The following is a 1,083-nucleotide window of genomic DNA, read 5'->3' on the forward strand; positions in this document are numbered from 1 at the left end:
GAACTACTTGCTGGCGCTGTATTCGTATCTAAATGCTTCATTTTAAGCTGGTATTCCTTTACAAGCTCGTCTCCTGACTTTTCTGTTAAAATATCCTCTTTTTTCATGCCGAGCTTTTTCTCAATTTCTACAGTGCGTTCTGTATAATCCGCTTTCCACCCTTTTGTTTCTGGCTCTAAATATTTTACCGTAACCCATCCTAATCCAATAATTAATACCGCAATAACTGCAAAAGGAATAATCGTTCGCTTTCGCTTAAATATTTTATACAGCTCGTTATAAACTAAATTAAACAATATCTTTTCCTCCTGTTAATTCTAAAAACTGCTCTTCTAGCGTTTTTCTTTCTTCATATACACGATAAACTTGAATGTTTTTCTCCATCAATGTACGAAGAATATTTGGAACTTCTTCATCTTTCACGTTTATAATTAATTCGTTTTCTTTTACTAAAACATCGTATTCTAAAACCTCTGCCGCTTTATTCGCATCATCTACACGTATATGTATTTCTTCTGTTTCTTCCTTTTTATCACTTTGAATATTTTGTGTTGCGACATATTCTCCATGCTGAATAATAATAACCCTGTCACACATTAATTCAACTTCTGAGAGTAAGTGACTAGAAACAAGAACAGCTTTTCCTTGTTCATGCGCAATTTTCTTTATGTACATCCGCATTTCATGTATACCACTAGGATCTAATCCGTTCGTCGGTTCGTCTAGTATTAATACATCTGGATTATGTATAAGTGCCTGAGCAATTCCTAAACGCTGTCTCATACCGAGTGAATATGCTTTTACTTTACGGTCAATTACTTGTCCCATTCCTAACAATTGCACTACTTCATCGATACGCTCTTCAGTCACATTCCCATTCATTCGTCCGAAATATGTTAAATTTTCATAGCCGCTTAAGAAAGGATAAAATTCTGGTGTCTCAATTACAGCACCAATTTTCGCAGCAGTTTTTTCAAATTGCTGTTTTACAGATTGACCATCAATCCATACTTCTCCTTCTGTCATACGAATCATTCCGACCATCATTCGCATTAATGTCGTTTTTCCAGCACCATTTGGTCC

1 protein-coding gene and 1 pseudogene are annotated in these 1,083 nt (G+C 35.4%); both read right to left on the reverse strand.

The features are described 5' to 3' along the window. Nucleotides 1–296 (reverse strand): annotated as a pseudogene (locus AC1DJR_RS30955) (ABC transporter permease); the annotation flags it as partial. Continuing rightward, nucleotides 289–1,083: ABC transporter ATP-binding protein (locus AC1DJR_RS30960; protein ID WP_477004361.1), on the reverse strand; the 795-nt coding region annotated here is incomplete at its 5' end. The pseudogene AC1DJR_RS30955 and the gene AC1DJR_RS30960, both read right to left, overlap by 8 nt.

The sequence above is a fragment of the Bacillus sp. 05T31 genome (genome assembly GCF_056396725.1).